The 20,763-nt window shown below is 48.4% G+C and carries 16 protein-coding genes; all 16 read left to right on the top strand.

What is annotated here, in order from left to right:
- Positions 1–27 precede the first annotated feature (27 nt).
- Positions 28–2,202 carry a RelA/SpoT family protein gene (locus tag NYE70_RS10720; protein ID WP_211020135.1) on the top strand — a complete coding sequence of 725 codons (2,175 nt, stop codon included), beginning with the start codon at positions 28–30 and terminating at the stop codon, positions 2,200–2,202.
- Between the two features lie 18 nt (positions 2,203–2,220).
- A complete protein-coding gene (gene dtd / locus NYE70_RS10715) occupies positions 2,221–2,667 on the top strand; it encodes a D-aminoacyl-tRNA deacylase (protein ID WP_211020133.1) in 447 nt (148 codons plus the stop codon).
- A gap of 92 nt (positions 2,668–2,759) precedes the next feature.
- Positions 2,760–2,924 carry a hypothetical protein gene (locus tag NYE70_RS10710; protein WP_211020132.1) on the top strand — a complete coding sequence of 55 codons (165 nt, stop codon included), beginning with the start codon at positions 2,760–2,762 and terminating at the stop codon, positions 2,922–2,924.
- A 143-nt stretch (positions 2,925–3,067) separates the two neighbouring features.
- Positions 3,068–3,493: an SRPBCC family protein gene (locus tag NYE70_RS10705; protein ID WP_341045950.1), complete on the top strand. Its 426-nt coding sequence runs from the start codon at positions 3,068–3,070 to the stop codon at positions 3,491–3,493.
- A gap of 154 nt (positions 3,494–3,647) precedes the next feature.
- Positions 3,648–4,154 carry a type 1 glutamine amidotransferase domain-containing protein gene (locus NYE70_RS10700; protein ID WP_341045949.1) on the top strand — a complete coding sequence of 169 codons (507 nt, stop codon included), beginning with the start codon at positions 3,648–3,650 and terminating at the stop codon, positions 4,152–4,154.
- 74 nt (positions 4,155–4,228) lie between these two features.
- Positions 4,229–4,708 carry a hypothetical protein gene (locus NYE70_RS10695; protein WP_341045948.1) on the top strand — a complete coding sequence of 160 codons (480 nt, stop codon included), beginning with the start codon at positions 4,229–4,231 and terminating at the stop codon, positions 4,706–4,708.
- 610 nt (positions 4,709–5,318) lie between these two features.
- Positions 5,319–6,563 carry a histidine--tRNA ligase gene (gene hisS, locus NYE70_RS10690; protein ID WP_213656453.1) on the top strand — a complete coding sequence of 415 codons (1,245 nt, stop codon included), beginning with the start codon at positions 5,319–5,321 and terminating at the stop codon, positions 6,561–6,563.
- A 54-nt stretch (positions 6,564–6,617) separates the two neighbouring features.
- Positions 6,618–8,396, top strand: coding sequence for an aspartate--tRNA ligase (gene aspS / locus NYE70_RS10685; RefSeq protein WP_213656454.1), 1,779 nt, complete (start codon positions 6,618–6,620; stop codon positions 8,394–8,396).
- A 146-nt stretch (positions 8,397–8,542) separates the two neighbouring features.
- On the top strand, positions 8,543–9,571 hold the full coding sequence (locus NYE70_RS10680; protein ID WP_211020120.1) for a LacI family DNA-binding transcriptional regulator: 1,029 nt from the start codon (positions 8,543–8,545) through the stop codon (positions 9,569–9,571).
- Positions 9,572–9,761: 190 nt separating this feature from the next.
- Complete coding sequence (locus NYE70_RS10675) at positions 9,762–11,093, top strand: sugar ABC transporter substrate-binding protein (protein ID WP_290406063.1); 1,332 nt, start codon at positions 9,762–9,764, stop codon at positions 11,091–11,093.
- 102 nt (positions 11,094–11,195) lie between these two features.
- Positions 11,196–12,506: a carbohydrate ABC transporter permease gene (locus tag NYE70_RS10670; protein WP_290406062.1), complete on the top strand. Its 1,311-nt coding sequence runs from the start codon at positions 11,196–11,198 to the stop codon at positions 12,504–12,506.
- Positions 12,503–13,339 (top strand): sugar ABC transporter permease, encoded by an 837-nt coding sequence (locus NYE70_RS10665; protein WP_290406061.1) that lies wholly within the window; start codon positions 12,503–12,505, stop codon positions 13,337–13,339. Before NYE70_RS10670 ends, NYE70_RS10665 begins: the two co-directional genes overlap by 4 nt.
- A 33-nt stretch (positions 13,340–13,372) precedes the next feature.
- Entirely contained in the window at positions 13,373–15,133 is a 1,761-nt protein-coding gene (locus NYE70_RS10660) for an alpha-glycosidase (protein ID WP_290406060.1), read from the top strand.
- Positions 15,134–15,184: 51 nt separating this feature from the next.
- Entirely contained in the window at positions 15,185–17,620 is a 2,436-nt protein-coding gene (locus NYE70_RS10655; protein WP_341045947.1) for a glycoside hydrolase family 31 protein, read from the top strand.
- Positions 17,621–17,637: 17 nt separating this feature from the next.
- The gene (locus NYE70_RS10650) at positions 17,638–18,390 is read left to right on the top strand and encodes a tRNA threonylcarbamoyladenosine dehydratase (protein ID WP_213656460.1); all 753 of its coding nucleotides are present in this window, start codon (positions 17,638–17,640) and stop codon (positions 18,388–18,390) included.
- Between the two features lie 199 nt (positions 18,391–18,589).
- On the top strand, positions 18,590–20,752 hold the full coding sequence (locus tag NYE70_RS10645; protein WP_341045946.1) for a HelD family protein: 2,163 nt from the start codon (positions 18,590–18,592) through the stop codon (positions 20,750–20,752).
- The last annotated feature ends 11 nt before the right edge of the window (positions 20,753–20,763 follow it).

Genomic DNA, 20,763 nt, shown 5'->3' with positions numbered 1-20,763 from the left:
ATATAGAAAGGAATCGAGCAGGATTCAATGGGCATAGAGCGATTACTTGAAAAGGCGTCGGCCTATATAAAAGAACCGGATTTGGAGCGCATCCGTGAGGCATACGATTTTGCGGAGCAGGCTCATCACGGACAAGTGCGCAAATCCGGAGAACCATATATTCTTCATCCTTTGGCGGTGGCGGAAATTGTCGTCAATATGCAGATGGACAGTTTGTCCATTATTGCAGCTCTGCTTCATGATGTTGTTGAGGACACTACCGTATCCCTGAAGGAGATCGAGGAGCATTTCGGCCATGATTGCGCCATGCTTGTCGACGGGCTGACGAAGCTGGAGCGGATCAAATTCCGATCCAAGGAAGAGCAGCAAAATGAGAACTACCGGAAAATGTTCATCGCCATGGCGCAGGACATCCGAGTGATTGTCATTAAGCTTGCAGACCGTCTGCACAACATGCGCACGTTGAAATATCAATCCGAAGAGAGCCAGCGGCGCATCGCGTATGAAACGCTGGAGATATTTTGTCCGATTGCGAACCGGCTCGGGATTTCGGCGATCAAATGGGAAATGGAAGATATTGCGCTAAGGTATTTGAATCCTCAGCAATATTACCGGATCGCCAATTTGATGCGGAAAAAAAGGGCGGAACGCGAGGAGTACATCGAAAGCGTAATCTCACGCATATCCGAGAAGCTGGATGAGATGAGCGTTGAGGCCGACTTGTCGGGACGTCCCAAGCATATTTATAGCGTCTATAAAAAGATGACCACCAAAAACAAGCAGTTCAATGAAATTTATGACCTGCTTGCAATTCGGATCATCGTCGACAATATCAAAGATTGTTACGCAACCTTGGGCATCATCCATACATTATGGAAACCGATGCCGGGGAGATTTAAGGATTATATCGCAATGCCGAAGGCGAACATGTACCAGTCGCTGCATACGACGGTCGTAGGGCCCAACGGTGAGCCGACTGAAGTGCAGATCCGTACCTGGGAGATGCACCGGACGGCGGAATACGGGATCGCCGCGCACTGGGCTTATAAGGAAGGTCCGGAAACCGGCGGCCCTGAGAAGAAGATGACGTTTTTCAACGAGATTCTGGAGCTTCAGCACGAAGCGAAGGATGCTTCGGAATTTGTTGAATCGCTCAAAATGGACTTTTTTACCGATTTGGTATTTGTATTTACGCCTTCCGGCGAAGTGATCGAATTACCTTCGGGATCAGTTCCGCTGGACTTTGCTTACCGGATTCATACCGAGGTCGGCAACCGCACGATCGGCGCCAAGGTCAACGGCCGGATCGTACCGCTGGACCATCGGTTAAAGACCGGGGATATCGTAGAAATCCTCACATCCAAGCATTCCTACGGACCGAGCCAGGATTGGCTCAAAATTGCGCAATCTTCCCATGCGCGAAGCAAAATCAAGCAGTGGTTCAAAAAGGAGAAACGCGAGGAGAACGTCGAAAAAGGCCGCGAAGCGATCGAACGCGAATTGAAGCGGGCCGGCATTGAGCCTTCCGCCTGGATGTCGGACGACAAGCTAATGGAGGCCTGTAAGAAATTTGCCTTCAACGATATCGACGATATGTTGTCGGCCGTAGGATTCGGCGGCATCACCGCCGCCCAGATCACCACTAAGCTGACAGAGAAGCTTCGCAAAGAGCAGGAAGAGAGCAGCTCGATCGAGCTTACCTCGGAAGTGAAGGAAGTAAAAGCACCGGAAGAGCGTAGACCTCGGCCGACAAACGGAGTCGTGGTCAAGGGGATCGATAACCTGCTCGTCCGTTTTGCCAGATGCTGCAACCCGGTTCCCGGCGACGATATCGTAGGCTATATTACACGCGGACGTGGCGTCTCCGTGCATCGCAGCGATTGCCCGAACATTCCTAACGGAAATGACGATGAAGAAGCTGCACGCGTTATCGACGTGGAATGGGAGAACGCCATCGAGGCAAATTACAGCGTCGATATTGAAATTACGGGACATGATCGCCGGAATTTCCTTAACGAAGTGCTGCAGGCCGTATCGGAGAGCAAGACGAATATTTCGGCCGTTTCCGGACGGTCGGACAAAAACAAAATGGCGCTCGTCCATATGACGATTCTGATCCGGAATACGGACCATCTGCAATCCGTCGTCGAGAAAATCAAACGGGTGAAAGATGTTTACACCGTCCACCGGATTATGCAATAAGGAACAGGAGTACGCAACATGAAAATCGTAGTTCAACGCTGCAAGCGGGCAAAGGTGGATGTTTCGGGTGAGACGATCGGATCCATCGGGCAAGGCCTTCTCCTGCTGGTGGGCATCACTCATGAGGATTGTGAGAAGGATGCGGCTTATCTCGCAGATAAAATCGCCGGGCTCCGCATTTTTGAGGATGAGGATGGCAAAATGAATCTCAGTGTGACGGACATTGGCGGGGCCATTTTATCGGTATCGCAATTTACGCTCTACGGGGATTGCCGGAAAGGCAAACGACCGAGCTTTACGACGGCGGCGAAACCGGAAATCGCGGAACCGCTGTACGAGAAGTTTAACGATTTGCTCCGTCAGAAGGGATTGGTCGTCGAGACCGGACAGTTCGGGGCCGATATGGATGTGGACTTCACGAACTGGGGACCGGTTACCCTTATTTTGGACCACCCTTTTCAATGATTTTGAAGAAGATGGTTGGGATAAAGGATTCTTTTATGGGACAACCTGTGAATGTACAGTGAAATTGTCCGTAAAAGGGGTTACCGATCTCAATGCGTCAATCTATAAAGCCAAGGGTTTGGCAAGGGCTTCCGCTCATGGCCGCCGGGGAGCGCAGCGAAGCGCTCGCTCTGGTACGCTCTGCGCAGGGTGAGGAATTACAGACCGTCCGGGAGATCAAACCTTCCGGCGAGTATATTCCGCGGCCAGGAAGCTAAGTCTCTGGAATAGGAAAGGATCGGGCGAGTTATGCCCGGTTCTTTTTTTATGGCTGAATTAAACTTCGTTGTTTATATTTGACAATTACGAACGTTTGTTCTATAGTTTGGGTAACAATGAAATTTCGGAGAGGAGGAGTAAGTTGGACTTGGACTTCATTATTGAAAAAACCAGAGATATTAATGCAAGTAATAAGGTTGTGTGGAACGTATTAACTGATCCTGATTACATTAAAGACTGGTTAGGTGTACATATTGAAACGGATTGGAGAGAAGGCAGTCCGATCACATTTTCATTTTCATGGGACGGACAAGACTTTACCGATAAGGGGCATGTATTGAAATTCAAGGAAGCTGACACTTTTTCTTATGATTATTGGAGCGGGTTCTCGGGAACTCCGGACACTCCGGAAAATTACTCGATTATTGCGTTCCAATTAATTGATAATCACGATAGTACAACAATTCATTTAACGCACCGTAACTTTTCGACACCTACGATGTATGAGCACTCGGACAAAAACTGGGAAGAGACTTTAGATAAAATAAAGCAATTAGCAGAACAGTGATTCGATAGTTCAATTACCGCCCTTACATTGGGGCGGTTTTTTTGATCGAAATATCAATGTTAAGGTTTACTGCCACAGCAATCCGGTTTGTTATAAAGCGAAGCCATTCGGGTAATAACAAGCGAAGGACACATCCGAGAGGAGAATGTTACTTATGAGTAAAGTTGCTTTTTTGCTAGCGAACCAATTTGAAGACTCGGAAATGCAGGTACCCTATGACGAGGTGAAAAAAGCCGGACATCAGGCCGATATTATCGGGCTTAAGGCCGGAGAAACTTTAAAAGGCAAACAGGGAAAAGCTGAATATACAGCGGACAAGGGCATTTCCGAGGTGAAGGCCGAAGAGTACGACGCGGTTGTTATTCCGGGCGGATCTTCGCCGGAAAATTTGCGGCTTGATCAAGGAATTCTTGATTTCGTGACTCAGGCCAATGCCGCGGGCAAACCGATTGCCGCGATTTGCCACGGGCCGCAGATCCTGATCAGCGCGGACCTGCTGAAGGGAAGAACCGTAACCGTTTATCCCCCTCTGCAAGATGATATCGTGAACGCCGGCGCGGAATTCCGCGACGAGGAAGTTATTGTTGACGGCAATTATGTTACCTCACGAACGCCGAAGGACGAACCAGCCTTTGTGCGGGAACTGTTGAAGAAGCTGTAACCGGTCTAACCGGATCCTATAGATGACAAGTCCGGGACGGCAAACCATTATGCGGTTGAAAAGGAGAGATCGAAATGGCCAAGCATATTCAAGCGTATTTTATGAGTGAGGATCAGGCGGAGGGCGCAAGGACCAGCCTGCTTCCATTTGAAATGGAGCAGGTTGAAGTCAGCTCGCTGGATCATTCGATCGGCAGAAGCCACAATATTCTCGTTCCGTTGCTTCCCCTTAACAGTACTACTACCAATACAGGGGGAACCTACGGAGCCGTAGGAATTCCTGGGACGGTAAGCGCTCAGGGAGTCATTCCTGTAGTTGCTATGGGTGACGATGATTCCGACGACGGCCGGATTAACGGAGAGCGCGTCGATACCGAAAGAGATCGGCCCGATTTTGATTCGGAGTTAGATCCTGTAATTGATGCGAACAACTTCAGTGACGATGATTTCAGCAATTTGAAATATGTATTAACCGCAAAGGTTAAAGAAACCGATTATGATGACATCGTCCATAAGCTGCGCAGCCGGGGCGCGTTTGTCGAACATTTGGATTAAAAAGTTGAGTTTGTAATACAACTGTAATATTCGTTTCATGTTCCTTTAACATAGCCTGTTTATAATAACAGCATGACCCCCTTTTTAATATAATACCTTTGGACCTGTGCCCCGTTGGTGCAGGTTTTTTTCTTTGTCCGTACTTGACTTTGTTACTGTAATTCCTTAAAATCAGGAAATATACAGTTTCATACTGATTCGACGACGGGACAAAGTACTTCAGCCCCACACCCGCAGAGAGGAATCCCTGCCTTGACGGATTGGCCATTCATTCTGAATTGCACCCGATAAGGCCGGCTGGAAGGATTCCGGTGATGATTGAACGAAAGACTTCCCCGAGAACCGGCGGCGAAATGCGTGAAATAATGACATGGATCATTCTTTCAAGGCAAAGTAGACGTACGGCGCATGCGGGCGTTACACCGCTTTAAAGCGAATACTTCATACCAGGCGAATGTGATCGGAAGATTGAGCCCTGTGATGTAAGTACGGAGTATTCGGAATGTGGGTGGCACCACGGGTAAATTGGAAAACCAATCTCTCGTCCCTGTTGTAATTAAACAGGAACGGGAGTTTTTTATTTTTTTAGCAGAAGATGGAGGAATGGATAATGGCGTTTCAGAAACCTACGGGTACGCAGGATCTGCTGCCGGGCACTGTCGAGAAGTGGCAGCTGATCGAGGAAAAGGCCCGCGATCTGTGCCGGCGCTTTAATTACCGGGAAATCCGGACACCGATTTTTGAACAGACTTCGCTGTTTGAGCGCGGTGTGGGCGAAACGACGGATATTGTAGAAAAAGAAATGTATAGCTTCCAGGATAAAGGGGAGCGGTGGATGACACTTCGTCCCGAAGGAACAGCCGGCGTCGTTCGTTCTTATGTGGAGAATAAACTTTACGGCGAACCTGATGTGACCAAGCTTTATTACATTGGACCGATGTTCCGGTATGAGCGTCCTCAAGCCGGGCGCCAACGCCAGTTTCACCAGTTCGGGGTGGAGGCGTTCGGAGCCACGGATCCGGCTATTGATGCTGAAGTCGTAGCTTTAGGATTTCAGTACTGCCGAGAGCTTGGCCTGCAGGACGTAAAAGTGGAGATTAACTCGGTAGGCAACCCGGCCAGCCGCGAGGCATACCGCGAGAAGCTCCTGGCCTTCCTGACTCCGATGAAGGAAAGCCTGTGCAAGGATTGCCAGTCACGGATGGAACGCAATCCGCTGCGGGTGCTCGATTGCAAGGTTGATCAGGATAAGTTCGGCGATGCTCCGTCGATCCTGGACAGTCTTGATGAGGAGTGCACTTCGCACTTTGCCAAGGTTCAGGAACTGCTAAGCGCCATGGAAGTGGATTATGTGATCAACCATCGGCTGGTGCGCGGCCTGGATTATTACACGCATACCGCGTTTGAATATAAAGCCCAGGGCATCGGCGCTATCGATACAATCGGCGGAGGCGGCCGCTATAACGGTCTGGTGGCTGAAGTCGGAGGACCCGATCAGCCCGGGATCGGTATGGCGCTCGGTATGGAGCGGATCGCGCTTATTCTTGAGAAGCAGGAGATCGGGCTCAGCGGCGTCAAGCCGCTTGACGTATATCTCGTAGCCCTTGGGGAAGCGGCGGATAAAGAGATTACGACGCAGCTGTTCAAATTGCGTCAGGCCGGCTTCTCGGCGGAGCGGGATTATCTCGGTCGCAAAATGAAAGCACAGATGAAATCGGCAGACCGCATGCAGGCGCGCTACACGGCCATTCTGGGCGATGATGAACTGGAGCGCGGGGAGATTGCGCTGAAATCGATGGAGACCGGTGAACAGCGCACTGTGAAGCTCTCAGAGCTGGTCAATGAATTGAAGTAATCAAAGTTTAAAAACTTTATAAAAAATATATTTTTGAAGGAGTTTTGCACTGACATGAAACGTACTCATCAATGCGGCACATTAAGCACCGCGAACATCGGAGAAACCGTAACGCTTAACGGCTGGGTTCAAACCCGCCGCGACCTGGGAGGCGTCCTGTTCATCGACCTGCGCGATCGCAGCGGCATCGTACAGATCGTTTTCAATCCCGCTTATTCTGGAGAAGCGCTGCAAATCGCCGATAAAGTGCGCAGCGAATACGTGCTTGCCGTCAGCGGAAAAGTAGTCAAAAGAGATGCCGAAACCGTCAACCCGAACTTGCCGACAGGCGAAATCGAAGTGCAAATTACGGAAATCGAAGTGCTGAATGCAGCCAAAACGCCTCCGTTCTTTATCGAAGACGGCGTTGAAGTGGACGAGTCGCTTCGCTTGAAATACCGTTACCTGGACCTGCGTCGTCCGGAAATGCAAAAAACGCTGTGGCTTCGCTCCAAAGCGGCTAAAGTATTCCGCGATTTCCTGGACGGCGAAGGATTTATTGAAGTAGAAACTCCGATCCTGACGAAGAGCTCTCCGGAAGGCGCACGCGATTATCTCGTGCCTAGCCGCGTACATGCCGGCGAATTTTTCGCATTGCCGCAATCCCCTCAGCTGTACAAGCAGCTTCTGATGGTGAGCGGTGTCGAGCGCTATTATCAAATCGCCCGCTGCTTCCGGGACGAGGATCTGCGTGCGGATCGTCAGCCTGAGTTCACGCAAGTCGACATTGAGACGTCATTCCTTAGCCGGGACGAGCTATTGGACATGATGGAACAACTGGTCGTTCGTCTGTTCAAGGAAACGAAAGGCGTCGATATTCCTACGCCGTTCCAACGTCTAAGCTATGCGGATGCCATCGGGAAATACGGCTCCGACAAACCGGACCTGCGCTTCGGCCTGGAGCTCGTAAACGTGAGCGATCTGGTAGCTTCCAGCGGAGTGAAAGTATTTGCCTCGGTGGTTGAAAAGGGCGGAGAAGTTAAAGTATTGAACGCTAAAGGCTGCGGAACATGGAGCCGTAAAGAAATCGACGATCTCGGCCCGTATGCGGCCCGTTACGGAGCGAAAGGATTGGCCTGGATTCAAGTGAAAGAAGGCGAATTCAAGGGTCCTATCGTCAAGTTCTTTACTGAGCAAGAAATCGAAGCCATTAAAGAACGTACCGGCGCCGAAGAAGGCGACCTGCTGCTCTTCTCCGCGGATAACAAAAAAGTGGTAGCCGACGTTCTCGGCGCGCTTCGCTTGAAGATCGGCCGTCAACTGGGGCTTATCGACGATAACGTGTACAAATTCGCCTGGGTTGTCGACTTCCCGCTCTTGGGCTGGGATGAAGAACAAAAACGCTATGTGGCCGAACATCATCCGTTCACCCGTCCACGCGAAGAAGACCTGGAATTGTTCGATACCGATCCTGGACAAATTCTTGCCCAAGCTTATGACCTTGTGTTGAACGGTTATGAAGTGGGCGGCGGCTCCATGCGGATCTACAAACGCGATATTCAAGAAAAAATGTTCAAGGCCATCGGCCTTTCTCAGGAAGAAGCTCAGGACAAGTTCGGCTATCTGATGGATGCTTTCGAGTACGGGACACCTCCGCACGGCGGAATCGCATTCGGCTTCGACCGTCTGGTTATGCTGCTGGCAGGACGCTCTAACTTGCGCGAGACGATCGCTTTCCCTAAAACGGCGAGCGCGACCGACCTGCTCATGAACGCACCGTCCGAAGTGGACGTGCCTCAGCTGGAGCAACTGCATATCAAAGTGGCCAAGAAGCCGGTTGAAGAGAAAAAATAACTGGATGATCAATAAAGAGGCTCCCCAATTCAGGGGGCTTCTTTTTTATCTTTGAATAAATAGGATTGACAAAAGCAACGAGATGATGTTTTAATCAAACTGTAGTTGATGTAACGTTTAACCAATAAACTAAGGTTGGATTTCTAATGAATAACAAAGTGTCTATCAAAGACATCGCACGTATTGCAAACGTTTCAATTGCGACGGTGTCCAATGTGATTAACGGTAAAGGCAGAGTCTCGCCAAATACGGTAAGTAAAGTAAATAAAATTATTCAGGAGCTGCAATTTGTACCCAGTGCATCAGCACGAAGTCTGAAGGACATGAAATCTCATCTGATTGCCATCGTTGTTCCTTTCTTGGAGAAAGGGATGCTTCAGGATAATCCGTTCTATTGGGAGCTTGTCCGAGGGGTAGAGGGCGGGGCGAGGCATCATGAGGTACAGGTCATTCTTCTGGGGATTGACGAGAATGAAGATTTCTCGTTTGTGAAGCAGCGGCATCTGGATGGTCTTATCGTAGTTGGTGTATTCGAGCACACGGCAGCATTTCAGAAGCTGCTGTCTCTTAACATACCGTGCGTGTTTTTGGACAGCCATCTGTCGAATCCTGACTTCCATCAGATAGATCTTGATGATGAAGCAGGAGGATATTTAGGGACCAAGCATTTGATCGGGCTGGGACATAAAGTCATCGGTGTGCTGACAGGGAAATTGGAGGAAGGAGGGGTCAACTATTTCCGCCATCAAGGTTACTTGAGAGCATTAAGGGAATCAGGGATTCCGGAAGATCCCGAACTGACCTTTGAGGAAGCTCCTTCCATTCAGGGAGGATATCATGTAGCGCAGAGGATAGGCAGCTATAAGAGTAAGATCAGTGCTATGTTTGCCTTTTCCGACGTATCGGCAATCGGTTTGATCCGAGGATTGCATGACATCGGTTTATCAGTACCTGCGGATTTGTCGGTTGTTGGATTCGATGATATTTTTTATTCTCAGTATATGATTCCTTCTTTAACTACCATTAGGCAGGATATTGTAGCTAAGGGTCAGATCGCGGTAACTATGTTACTGGATCAAATTAATGGTACCGGGCTCAGTACAGATAAGAGGTCCGTAAAGATTCCGGTTAGCTTGGCCGTTAGACAAAGCAGCACCTCATTTAAAGAAATATAGCTTTTTGCACGAAAAGCAATCATGCTATATTTTTTTAAAGTATGATTAAACGTTTAATCAAAAATACGATAAAGGAGGTGATGTAATAGCTAAACTCTTTATCAGAGAAGAGCTACATAAATAATGGATCAGGTTAAATGTTTTAGTTTACATGATGTAAGCGCTTAATAATTTAGGAGGGTGGTTTGCAATGCATATGAATTTTAGAAAAATGATGACTTTATGGTGTGTGTTGATGCTGGTATTTACGACTACAGTGGCGTGTTCATCCCAAAATACGAAGTCTAACGGGGCGCAACAAGCTGAACAAACAAACGGTACTAACGTTGGAACTAACACCGGGACCGATGGTTCAGGTGCAAATGATCAACTGACTCCGGAATCCGGCGCAAAGCTCATCATTTGGGATGGAAATGACGGAACTCCTTTTTTGAAAGAAATAGCTAAGGAATTTACGGAGAAGTACAACATTCCGGTAGAGGTTCAAGAGCAGGGGGCGCCGGAACAAATGCAAAAGATGAAAACGGACGGACCTGCGGGATTGGCTGCTGACGTTCTGGTCCTGCCGCATGACAATTTGAGTGAAGCTGTTGCAGGTGGCTTTGTGCTCCCTAACGATTACTTTGAGGAGGAGACACGGACCGAGTTTCAGGAAACAGCGGTGAATGCGGTAACGAAAGACGGCATTTTATACGGATATCCAAGGAACATGGAGACGTATGCTTTGTTCTATAACAAAGAGCTGGTCACTGAAAATGATTTGAGCAGTTGGGACAACATTATCAGCTTCTCCAAAAAGTATAACGATCCGGCCAAGAAGAAATACGGTTTCATGATGCAACTCAACAATTTCTACTTTGCTTATCCGTTCATCTCCGGCTTTAACGGCTATATTTTTGGCAACGACAACACGAACCCTGACGATATCGGTCTGAATAACGAAGGATCCGTGGAAGGGATGAAATACTTTCAGGCTATGCGTGAAATTTTACCGATGGAGGCTGCTGATGCAACGACCGATGTAAAAACCGGACTGTTTCAGGAAGGCAAGCTGGCGATTAATCTGGATGGCGTATGGAATATCGGCAACTTCTCCAGTCTTCCCTTTGAAGTAGGCATGGTTCCTTTGCCTAAGTTTCCGAATGGACAACAGCCCGATACTTTTGCTGGCGTGAAGGCTTATTACGTGAGTGCTTACAGCAAATATCCTAATGCGGCAAAATTGTTCGCCCGGTACGTAACATCGCAGGAAGCACTTCTGAAAAACTTTGAGATGACTGGATTTATTCCTGCTCGTAAAGGGATGGAGAATGAACCGGCAATAAAAGAAAACGAAATGGTAAGCGGGGCAATTCAACAGTTTGAGCATTCCATTGCCATGCCTTCCATTTTTGAAATGCAGCAAGTATGGCCTCCTATCGCTAATGCGCTTGAGCTGATTTGGAAAGGCGAGGATGTGAAAACCACGCTAGACAATGCGGTGGAAAGCATAAAGCAAGGCATAGAAACTCTGAAGAAGTAATGTTAATTCTTTAGGTTTCTTGCTCGAGCACCTTGACGTCGTCCGTTCTTTCTGACGGATGACGTCGCCCATTTTATATTTATCTTCGGGAGATGATTGACAATGAACCAGCATCGAAAGTGGGCGGCCGTATTATCGCTCATCGGTATGGGGTTTGGTCAAATATATAATCGGCAAATGATTAAAGGCCTGATGCTCTTTATCGTTCATTTGTCCGGAATAGCGGTAGCTATGGCAGCACCTAAAGCTATCTGGGGTTTGGTGACGCTGGGTGAGCAGGCGGACCATCTCGAGAAAGTAGGCAAGCTTTACGTCAATGTTCGCGGAGATCACTCGATCTTTCTAATGATCGAAGGAATTATCATCATTTTAGCCCTGCTCATTTGGTTTGCAATTTATATAGCAAATGTTAAGGACGCATACAACGTTGGGAATATGCGCGAACAAGGATTAGCGGCCCCGCGTTTTTCGGATACGCTTCAATATCTAGGCGGGGTTAAATTCCCGCAAATGATCATAACCCTACCCATCCTGCTCGTTATTTTCTTTACCGTGATGCCCATTTTTTTCATGATCCTGCTCGCATTTACGAATTATTCGGCACCGAATTATTTGCCTCCCGCCAAGCTCGTAAGCTGGATTGGACTGGAAGGGTTCAAGGATATTTTTACGATTAAAGCATGGAACCAGACATTCTTTGGAGTAGCGTTCTGGACGCTTGTTTGGACGATATGCGCGACCTTGACTACATTTGCGGGCGGTTTTGCTGCTGCTCTGATGGTGCAGAAGAAAGGTATACGATTTAAGGGTTTTTGGCGGACGCTTTTTATTATTCCTTATGCGATCCCCCAGTTCATTTCCTTGTTGATCATGCGAAATATGTTCAATGGACAATTCGGGCCGATCAATCAATATCTAGCTTATTTTGGACTTGGCGGCTTACCGTGGCTAACCGATCCGTTCTGGGCCAAGTTTACGGTTATTATCGTTAATATCTGGATCGGATTCCCTATTACCATGCTGATGGTTATCGGCATTTTATCGACGATATCGAAGGACTTATATGAAGCGGCTGAAATTGACGGAGCCACACCCGTGCAACAATTCGGCAACATTACTTTTCCGTCCGTCATGCTTTCTTTCGGGCCGCTCCTCGTCATGTCGTTTGCCGGCAACATCAACAACTTCAATTTGATCTACCTCCTGACGAACGGTAACCCTGCAAATCCGAATTACCAATCTGCAGGCAGTACAGATATTTTGATAACCTGGCTGTACAAATTGACGATGGACAGCGGCAAATACAATTTCGCATCGATTATCGGTATTTTTATTTTCATCATTGTTGCGTCCTTCGCCATCACCAATGTTCGTCGAACGAAAGCTTTCAAAGAGGAGGATGACTACAGATGACAATGTCAAAGCGCAAATTCAGCATGGGCAATCTATTCTGCTATCTGGGGCTGATTATTCTTGGTATTGCATGCGTATACCCGGCATTATGGGTCGTTATGTCCTCCGTCCGTCCGGGCAATGCCTTGTACAGCGAGACATTGATTCCGTCCTCGTTCACGCTGGAGCATTATCGTGAATTGTTTGATAAGTACCCTTTTGGACAGTGGTTTCTGAATACTTTTAAGGTTGCTTTCTTTACGATGATTTTCAGCACGATCCTGGTGACGATTACAGGCTATGTATTCTCGCGGTTTCGTTTTAAAGGCCGTAAGAAACTGATGTTAGGCTTGCTTGTGATCGGAATGTTTCCGGGCTTTATGAGCATGATCGCGGTTTATATTTTGTTAATGCAGCTGCAATTGCTGGATACGCATTTATCGCTAATACTGGTCTATTCGGCCGGGGCTCCGATGGGATATCTGTACGTTAAAAGCTACTTCGATACCATTCCGCAGAGCTTGGTGGATGCGGCAAAAATAGACGGGGCGGGGCATTTAACCGTATTTCGGCGCATCATTCTGCCGCTATCCAAGCCGATGCTGGTCTATATTGCGTTGACTTCCTTCAGCGGCGGGTTCGTCGATTTTATTTTTGCCAACATGGTGCTCAGCACACCGGAAAACCAGACGCTGGCCGTAGGTTTGTTCCGGATAGTACAAGGCAGATCCGCAACGGAATTTACGTTGTTTGCAGCAGGCTGCGTGCTGGTTGCCGTACCGCTGACCTTATTGTTTATTTTCCTGCAACGCTATTTGGTCGAAGGACTTATGGCTGGGGCGGATAAAGGTTAATTCGCACAAATCAAAAGGAGTTGAGAGAACAGTATGCTATTAGAGGCTGTTTATCATCGGTCGAACGATTGTTGGGCATACGGATATAATGAACGCTTGGTTCACGTGCGGATCCGCACGAAAAGAGCGGATATCGATAAAATGGATGTGCTCTATGGAGACAAGTGTAAGCCATGGGGAGATATGCAGTATAAGCAAATGGGCCTGCTTGCTTCCGATGAACTCTACGACTATTGGCAGGCTGAAGTAGCTCCGCCATATGGCAGACTGGCCTACTGCTTTCTTTTAACAAAGGGGGAGGAGCGGATTTGGTTCTCTGAAAAAGGCTTCGATATCCAAATGCCGATAGAGCATTTAGGATGCTTTGAGTTCCCTTACTTGCACCCGATCGATCTGCAAAGTCCGCCCGAATGGGTGAAAAACGCAATATTTTATCAAATCTTTCCTGAACGTTTTGCAAATGGCGATACGTCCAATGATCCGGAAGGAACGCTTCCGTGGGGAGGCAAACCGGAATACTTCAATTTCTTCGGCGGCGATCTGAAAGGGGTCATTGATCGTCTGGATTATTTAGCCGACTTAGGGATTACGGCGATCTATTTTAATCCTATATTTGAGGCGCCGGCCAATCATAAATACGACACACAGGACTATATGAGAATTGATCCTCATTTCGGAACAAAAGAAACGCTGAAAGAACTGGTACGCTCCTGTCATGAACGGGGGATCCGAGTCATTTTGGACGGGGTATTCAATCATTCCGGCGTTACGTGGCCACAATTTCAAGATGTGGTGAAAAAAGGACCGGACTCTGCGTATTACGACTGGTTCCACATTCAAGAATGGCCGCTTCAAGTGGTAGATGGTATTCCGACATACAAGACATTTGCTTTTGAGAAGACAATGCCAAAACTGAATACCGCAAATCCGGAAGTGCGTGAATACTTCCTTCAGGTAGGCCGTTATTGGATCGAAGAGACGAATATGGACGGGTGGCGCTTGGATGTTGCTAACGAGGCGGATCATGCCTTTTGGAGAGAATTCGCGAAAGCGGTAAAAGAAGTCAATCCGGATGCTTATATTTTGGGTGAGGTATGGCATGACGGGATGAAGTTCCTGCAAGGGGACCAGTTCCACGCAGTGATGAATTACCCGGTTTCCAACGCGATTCTCGATTTCTTTGTCTTTCATCATGGAGACGCGCACTCCTTTGCGTCAAAACTGGGGAGGTATTTAGCAAGATACCCCCAGCAAGTGAATGAAGCTTCATTTAATCATTTGGATACGCATGATACGGTACGGTTGCTGACCTTGTGCGGGGATGACAAGGCGAAGATGAAATTGGCCGTAGCTTTCCAGTTTACTTTTATCGGGGCCCCTAGTATTTATTACGGTGATGAAATTGGCCTCGACGGGGAATTTGACCCGGATAACCGCAAGTGTATGATCTGGGAGGAAGAACATCAGGATCGGGTTTTGTTTGCCTTTTACAAGAAGTGCATTCAACTGCGTAAATCTCATCCTGCACTGATTTCAGGGGCTTTTCGGATTCAATCGGCCGAGAAGGATTCGTCGGTGCTCGTTTATGAACGCCAGGAAGGAGAAGATCATCTTATCATTGCGATGAATGCCTCTTCTTCACCAAGCGCGGTGACCGTGGCTTTGCCTGATGGAGAGTGGAAGGAAGCAGAAGTGTTGGAGAGCGGGGACGGCTCCTTGTGTGATCAATCATATAAAGTTGAACTTAAAGCTGAGCTCGGACCCTATGGTTTTCTTATTTTATACAATAACTGACATGTATTTCGAACTGTACTGCCAAATAGAAATAGAGGAGTGGTGAAAATCATGCAAACGAGCGAGAAAATTCACCCCGATCAAATAGAGAGTGAATCAGTCTCGATTTATCGTGATATTGGTCCATACAAAGGGTATGAATGGAAGGACAAATATGTCATGGTCCATGGAAAGCATGGGAATCTTACCGTGATGCTGGTGACGCCCGATATTGTTAAACTATCTTACTCATTAAAAGGAAAAAGTGCTCAACTGGAGCCGTCAAAGGGATTGTTACCTTATGAACCTCTTGTAGGCTGGCGTGTGATTGAGTTGGAAAATGAATTGGAACTTCATGGAGGGAATGCTGTCCTCGTTGTAGATAAAGCTGACTTGTCTTTCAAGGTGAAGACTGCCCGTGGGAAGCCATGCGGGTCCTACATGATGTCCTACTCGGAGACTACGTTGCGGTGTCAGGGGAGTATGGATGACGAAGCGATGATATATGGACTTGGTGAAACTACGGGATATTTAAATAAACGTGGAGAAAGGTACACGATGTGGAATTCCGATGTGTTCGATCCGCATGTACCGGATATGGAGTCTTTATATCAATCGATTCCGCTTCTGATTCACCATGCATCTTACAATACGTTTGGATTGTTTATCGATAATCCGGGAAAAACGGTTATAGATTTGCGCGAAGAGGCAGACCGCTATTTGGTTGAGACAGTCAACGGTGGAATGGATCTGTATCTCATTGCGGGTCCTGAGCTAAAGGATGTCGTTGCGAATTATTCGACACTAACCGGAAAAATGCCGCTTCCCCCATTATGGTCTCTAGGTTATCAGCAATCGAGATTCAGCTATATGAATCAGGAGGAAGTTATCCGGCTCGCGCAAAATTTCAGGGTCAAGAAAATTCCGTGCGACGTTATTTATCTCGATATTCATTATATGGATGAATACAAAGTGTTCACGTTCGATAAGGATCGTTTTCCGGATCCGGCAGGGATGATGAGGGAACTGAAGAACCTGGGATTCCGTATTGTGCCTATTGTCGACCCTGGCGTTAAAGTTCAGGACGGATACGAGGTATACGAGCAGGGGCTAGAAGCAGGACGTTTTTGTCAAACCCCTGATGGAAAAGAGTATGTCGGCGACGTATGGCCGGGTCCAAGCGTATTCCCCGATTTTACAGATCAAGGCACTCGTGAATGGTGGGGAGCGCTTCATCGGTTTTATGTGGATTACGGAATCAGCGGAATATGGAATGATATGAACGAACCGAGTGTATTTAATTCTCCTACGAAAACGATGGATGAACAAGTTATTCACCGCAATGACGGCAAGCCAAAGACACATGGAGAGATGCACAACATTTACAGCCTGCTCATGAGTCAGGCAACCTATGAAGGAATGGAGAAGCTGCTGCAAGGAGAAAGACCGTTCGTGCTGACACGGGCAGGGTACGCCGGAATCCAGAGATATGCCACAGTATGGACGGGAGATAATCGGAGCTATTGGGAGCATATGAGGATGTCGATGTCGATGGGATTAAATCTGGGGCTTTCCGGGATAGCTTTTTGTGGAGCGGACATAGGCGGGTTTATGCACCACGCGTCTGGAGAACTGTTAGCCAGATGGACCCAGTTGGGTGTATTCACTCCGTTCTGCAGAAACCATAGTGCTATCGATACACGTAACCAGGAGCCATGGACCTTTAATGATGAGGTCGAAGAGATTTGCCGGAAATATATTGAATTAAGATACCGGATGCTTCCCTATCTCTATTCTCTTGTTTATGAATCAACCTGCACGGGGCTTCCTATAATGCGTCCATTAGTGTTGGAGTACCCTGCGGATCGCAATACGTATCAACTGTCCGATCAGTTTTTATACGGAAAAGATTTGTTGGTTGCGCCAATTTATGAGCCAGGCAAACAACATAGGGTGGTATACTTGCCCGAAGGCATCTGGTTTGACTATTGGACCGGAACCCGATATGAGGGGAACATGCATATCATCTCTCATGCACCGCTGGATGTTTTACCGCTATTCGTTCGGGCTGGAGCTATTCTTCCTCAAGCACAACCGGTTCAGTATACGGGACATGCTAATTGGCAAGGGCTAGATATTCATCTTTATGCTCAAGGGGCCAACAATTCTTTTGCTCTGTATGAGGATGATGGGATTAGTACCAGGTATCTTCAAGGCGCCTATAACTTGATTCAAATTCGTACGGATCAGAATGAAAATGAACGACGCTTTAGCATTCATGCTGCTTTTGAGGTCTGCGGATTGCAGCAAGACGATAAATCCGTCCTGTTTACTATTCATCATCTCTCCTTTCTTCCGGTGTCTGTAAGTCTTCTTTCAGAGGTTCATGAAATGAAGGATCTTGAGGAGCAGAGTTCTGGATGGTATTATGACAAACAGGACAATCATCTGTATATTAAGAAGCAATTGGCGGGTTTACAGGGGGTTGAATTTATCGTTGAGGGTTAATGGGAGGTTAGCAGACAATGCTTCATCAATTTTCACGGACAGAGCTCGCTATCGGAGCTGAAGGCCTGGATATTTTGAAAAATAGTACTGTGGCGGTGCTTGGAATCGGGGGCGTCGGCGCGATGGCGGTCGAAGGACTGGCCAGAACCGGAATCGGACGGATTATTCTGATCGATAAAGACGTGGTTGATATCACCAATATTAACCGGCAGATTCACGCTTTGACGACGACGATCGGCCAGAAAAAGGCGGATCTGATGTGCGAACGGGTGAAGCTGATCAATCCGGAATGCGAGACCATCGCTTTGAACATGTTTTATACGGAAGAAACGTATGAAGAATTGTTCAAATACGACATCGACTATGTCCTGGATGCCTCGGATACGATCATATACAAAATCCATCTGATCAAGGAATGCCGCAAGCGCGGTATTCCTATCCTCTCCAGTATGGGAGCGGCCAATAAGATGGACCCGACCAAGTTTCAGGTCACCGACATTTCCAAGACCCATATGGACCCGATGGCTCGCGTGATCCGTACCAAGCTGCGGGAAGACGGCATCAAAAAAGGCGTCAAGGTCGTGTTCTCCACGGAGCCGCCGGTTAAACCGCGGGCAGACGTAACGGAGAAAATTGCACCGGAAGGGGCCAAGATTCGCAAAGCCAAACAGCCGCCGGCGAGCAATTCATTCGTTCCGCCTGTCGTAGGGCTCATTATGGTCAGCGTGGCCGTAAAAGAATTGCTTGAAGCGGGAGAAGCCAAGGGATGATTTCTCTCGAATTCTAAACCCTGGGAAGGTACCGGAAACATCCGATTTAACTTAAGACGCAGGCTCGATCATGTATCGGATCTGCGTCTTATTGTTATTCGCTTTTTTTAGGTACGGATGCTATACTATAACTCCTTTTGACTTCGGAAACAGAATGCCGGAGAGCAGACGGAATACTAACCTTAGGAGGTAACTGAAAGTGGAACATTTTCAAAGTGCCTATCAAGAAGAGAAAGATCGGCTGGATCGTACTCTCCGTGATATTGACAGCCAGTTGAAGGCGCTCAGGAGCATTCCCGTCTATACAGGGCATGACTTCACCGAGCAGGTGCTGGAAGCGGGCAGGCAATCCCACCGGCAGCAGCTAGAACGCTCGATCCGCGAGCCGTATTTTGGACGGCTGGATTTCGAGGAACAGGGCAAGGAAGCGCAGCCCCTTTATATCGGCAAAGTGGGCGTCGGGGATCAAGACGGAGGAAAACCGGTCGTCATCGATTGGCGCGCTCCGGTCGCCAGTTTGTTTTATTCCTTTACGGGCGGCGATTCGGCTTCATATGATGCTCCGGAAGGACTGATCGAGGGGCTTGTATACTTAAAGCGGAACATTGTCATTCGCAAAGGAATTTTGGAGCGCGTAGTAGATACCTATAACAAAGACAGCGAAGGGCCGGCCGTGTCCGATGAGTTCCTGGTCTACCGTCTCGGCGAGAACAAAGACAACCGCCTCCGTGACATTGTTTCCACGATTCAGGCGGAGCAGGACCTGATCATCCGTGCCGCCCGCAATACCGCGTTGATCATTCAAGGCGTGGCCGGCAGCGGAAAAACAACGGTTGCGCTGCATAGGCTTGCCTTTTTGCTGTACCAGTACAAGGAACAAATTAAAGCGGAGCGGATGGTTATCTTTGCTCCCAACCATATGTTTATCGATTATATTTCGGAAGTTCTTCCGGAACTCGGTGTCGGCGATATTCAGCAAAGCACTTTCGGCGACTGGGCGGCCAGAGTACTGGGACTGGATCAGGCTCCGGCGGATGGCTCGGAAACGCTGGCCCGCTGGTTTGATGCCGGTGATTTGCGCGAAGGCGCATGGAACGACAGTGACCTGCCAGGCCGATATAAGGGAGCCGTCGCTTTTAAGTCGATTCTGGAAAGTTATTTGACCCGTGTGGAGTCGGGCTGCGTACCGGATACGGATTTTGAGCCGTGGGACGGCGCGAAGCTGTCCCGGAACACGATCATCGATTGGTTCGAAGGAGAATACAAGCATTACCCGGTTGCGCGGCGCAAAGAACGTGTGCTGGCCCGGATTCACCGGTGGGTGGAGATGGAATTGAAGAAATCTCCCTCCGCGGCGGCATTAAAAGAGCGGAAGAAGAAGGCGCAGCAACGGGAAAAGGCCTACGCCAAGAAGTGGCCGGAGCTGGAGGCCGTGGCTTTGTACAAAAGTATGTTCCAATCGGCGTTCGCCGCGAAGGGTCAGCCTTCCGGTGAAAATGATGCTGATGCCGAGATTTTGAGCATTCCGAAGCCCATTCTTATTGAAACTAATGCCTATTTAAAAAAAGGAATCCTTAAGGAAGAAGATCTCGCGGCCTTACTTTACTTGCACTCACGAGTCCATGAGCTTGACAGCAAGCTGACCTTCGACCATGTGGTGATCGACGAAGCGCAGGATTTCAGCCCTTTGCAGGTGGCTGTGCTCGACAGGTTCGTAAAGGGTCATTCTTTCACCATCCTGGGCGATTTGTCACAAGGGATCCATTACTATAAAGGAGTCCGGAGCTGGGAAGAAATGCAGGCGCTGTTCGCGCCGGAGGAAACGGCTTATTTTGCTTTAACGAGAAGTTACCGGTCGACAATGGAGATCATTGATTTTGCGAATGAAATTTTGAAGCGGGGCGTTGAAACGGATTTGCTGGCGGTACCGGTGTTCCGCAGCGGGGAACCGGTCCGGTTAAGACCGGCCGCGGGAGACGGACGTTTAACCGCCATATCGGACGCTTTGAGGCAAGTCATGACGGGCAGCCATCGCACGGTAGCCTTACTGACCCGGACGATGGAGGAAGCGGAGCATTTGCATGCTTATTTGAATGAAGCAGGCACTACCGCCAATTTGATCGGCGGGGATCAGAGGCAGTATGCGGGCGGTATTTCCGTTCTGCCAGTATACCTGTCCAAGGGACTGGAATTCGATGCCGTCATCGTGACGGATGTGGATCGGGAGCACTATGGGCCGAAGGATGCGCGCCTTCTATACGTAGGCTGCACCCGGGCATTGCATGAGTTATGGTTGATGCATGGAAACGAGTTACCAGACTACGTTCCGGATCCCGTAGATTTGTCGGTGACAGGGGAGTAATACAAGGGTCG

Source organism: Paenibacillus sp. FSL R5-0407, from assembly GCF_038009185.1.
GTDB lineage: Bacteria > Bacillota > Bacilli > Paenibacillales > Paenibacillaceae > Fontibacillus > Fontibacillus vini.
This window is presented reverse-complemented; position numbering and strand designations above follow the sequence as displayed.